Annotated in this window: 3 protein-coding genes; 2 read left to right on the plus strand and 1 reads right to left on the minus strand. The window is 40.8% G+C overall.

All coding sequences use genetic code 11. The features are described 5' to 3' along the window. Nucleotides 1–1,739, plus strand: a 1,739-nt coding sequence (locus GRP75_RS23620; RefSeq protein WP_202404284.1) for an S-layer homology domain-containing protein, incomplete at its 5' end; no start/stop codon positions are given. 55 nt (nucleotides 1,740–1,794) lie between these two features. On the opposite strand, the gene GRP75_RS23625 is transcribed toward GRP75_RS23620, so the two are convergent. Beyond that, complete coding sequence (locus tag GRP75_RS23625) at nucleotides 1,795–2,304, minus strand: discoidin domain-containing protein (protein WP_160790532.1); 510 nt, start codon at nucleotides 2,302–2,304, stop codon at nucleotides 1,795–1,797. Between the two features lie 146 nt (nucleotides 2,305–2,450). Here GRP75_RS23625 and GRP75_RS23630 point away from each other — a divergent pair. Continuing rightward, nucleotides 2,451–2,769, plus strand: a 319-nt coding sequence (locus tag GRP75_RS23630; protein WP_237449157.1) for a hypothetical protein, incomplete at its 3' end; no start/stop codon positions are given.

Consider the following 2,769-nt stretch of genomic DNA (forward strand, 5'->3'; position numbering starts at 1 on the left):
CTTTTGAGGGCTTGCCTGCTGGTCGATCTGCTAATATTAAAATACGAGCCTACAATCGAAGTGGCACGGGTAAAGATACATCTATCAACGCATTAACACTACCTGATTCGGCTGTGCAACTTGCAGCTGAAGATGTTCGCGAGCACGATGCCACATTGATATGGGCCCCGGTTGATGGGGCAACTCAATATAAAGTAACGATCAACGGTCAAAATTATTATAGTACGGAACCACGTGTGGTTGTATCTGGTTTAACAGGTGGGAGAAACTATGATTTTCAAGTGAGCAGTGGGAACAGTAGTGGTTTCAGCCAGCCAGCGTTGGGTGAGCTGCTGACACTTCCTCCTGAAGTACAAAATGTTAATGTTACAGAACTTGAGGGTGGCCAGATTTCACTGAGCTGGGATGAAATCAAGAGCTCTTCTCAATATACTGTAACCCGTAAAGATACGGGGGAAGTTTTTAACACCAGAGATGCCCATATTAAGCTTTCAGATATCCAGCCTGGTATGATTTACTCGTTTGGTATACAGGCCGTGAATACAACGGGGGTAGGTAATATAGCTCCCTTTACGCTTCGCTCTTTGCCAGGTCAAATACCAGACAATAGATTGACAGTGAAAGAAGTAACAGATACCGATTTGGTTGTTACGTGGAAAGAAGCTCCGGGTGCAGATGCCTACAATGTCTACCAAAACGAGATGCTTATCGGTCATACGACCATCCATGAATTTAAAGTAGATGGATTGGACAGTTCTACAGTGTATCGTATTACCATTAAGCCAGTGAACACAAGTGGTGAAGGTAAGCAGACAGAAGGTCAGGTCGAGACGCTGCCGTCTCCAGCGTTTGCGTTTTTGAAGACGGAAACAACGAATAGTGAATTTATCATCCATTGGGAATCAGACCATGAGAATGATATTTTCGTCCTTGCCAGTGAAGGAGGAACAGAGCTATATCGTGGTAAGGATCGAAGCTATATCTGGAGACAACTTAAAGAGAAGCAGTTGTATACAGTTCAACTTTGGGCAGAAAATAGTCAAGGAAAACGCACAGAGGCAAAACAAGCGCATGGAAAAACAACGGGTAATACTGTGGACGTAGGTGGCGGAGCAGGAGGGGCGGAGAGTGTAAAACCGATTCAGCCTGTTATAAAGGAACCGATAGAAACAGAGCACATTCAGGATTCAACCGTTGAGAAGAAGCCAAATCATTTTAGTGACATTGATCGGATATTTAATAAAGAAAAAATAAATGTGCTTGCCGATTTGGGTATAGTAAAGGGAATAACCCACACGCTGTTTGAGCCGAACAGACCTGTAACGCGTATGGAGTTCACTTCTATGCTGGTCCGTTCCTTGAAATTACCGCTCGAAACAGATGTGACTTTAGGTTTCGAGGATATCAATCCATCGGCGTGGTACGTTGATCTTCTCAAAACGGCGATTAAAGATCAGGTCGCTCGCGGGTTTAGTAATAGAGAATTTGGCCCAGATCGGGTCATTAACCGTGAGCAGGCGGCTAAAATGGTGAATAACATTATCAAGGCTACACCACAGCAAGAAAGCAGTGCATACTCGGATTCCTCTCAAATTGTCGAGTGGGCCAGAAAGGATGTACTTGGTCTAACGGAGATAAATTTAGTACAAGGATATCCAGATGGTAGCTTTCGGGCCAAGCAGGAGGTCACACGTGCGGAAGCGGCTGAGATGATTTATAACATGCTTCAAATGAAATAGAACGAATCAAGGGGCGGCGTTGGCCAGCCCCTTTTTTTGTGTGTACTAACTTAACTTATTCCGCAATAGCGGGGTTTATATTGGATGCTCTGTAGGCAGGAACACCATTAATGAGTGCGGTTTTTAGCTGAATATATCGTATACCATAATAGGAGGTTGTACTACTCATCCCGGATGAAAGTACAATTATTTTATAATATGAAAAAGGAATCTCATTACTAAATTGATAGGTTGTTTTTGCAATGGTTGGCAAAGCTTCGACTTCACCTAACCTAAACCAATTTTCTCCGTCATTAGAGCCGTGAAAAGAAAATGAAAGAATAAAAGCTCGAGAAGATGGCTGAGCTAAAAGAATATCATTGATCGTCTTACCTGTATCTAATTTGAAGATGATTTCTCCACCTTTACCGCTTAAACTACTTTCCCAATATAGATTATTATCGATTAAAACATTTTTTGGAAAAGTATTTTTAGAATCTCCATTCGTTGAAACATTTTCCTCTGCTATAACAACAGGATCCACGGAAAAAGTATAGTCGTCTGGATTTTGACTGAATTTTGCCATGTTGAAATTCCTCCTTAAGTTTAATTTTTGAATGTGTCGAAAAGGTTGATTCATATCATTTATATGAAACTCTCTATGAATATATTCCTTGAACATGGAATGCATACTAGTTATACACTTATTATTTGGGAGATGGCATTTTCCCTTTGGATTGGGAAGTTTGTTTTAGTACTGTTGAGGAATATAAAAGAAAATTATTTGAGAAGTACACCACTTCCCAAGAATATAATGATTTTGTAATAGGTGGATTTAATGTGCTTACCGACAAAATAGATGCGATTCTGAATTATGCTTTAGAGAACTTTCGAAAAGAATTTCCTCATAATTATGAGTCGCGTTGTCCGGCTATGATATTTCCGTTGCCAAGAGGCGATGAAAGTAATGGTGCTGAGTTTGCTATTATTTTAAAACGAGATGAAGATGGAGATACAATGGTCTATTCGCCACTTCCATTGTCATATTTAG

Source organism: Paenibacillus sp. OT2-17, from assembly GCF_009827695.1.
In the GTDB taxonomy this organism is placed as follows: domain Bacteria; phylum Bacillota; class Bacilli; order Paenibacillales; family Paenibacillaceae; genus Paenibacillus; species Paenibacillus polymyxa_B.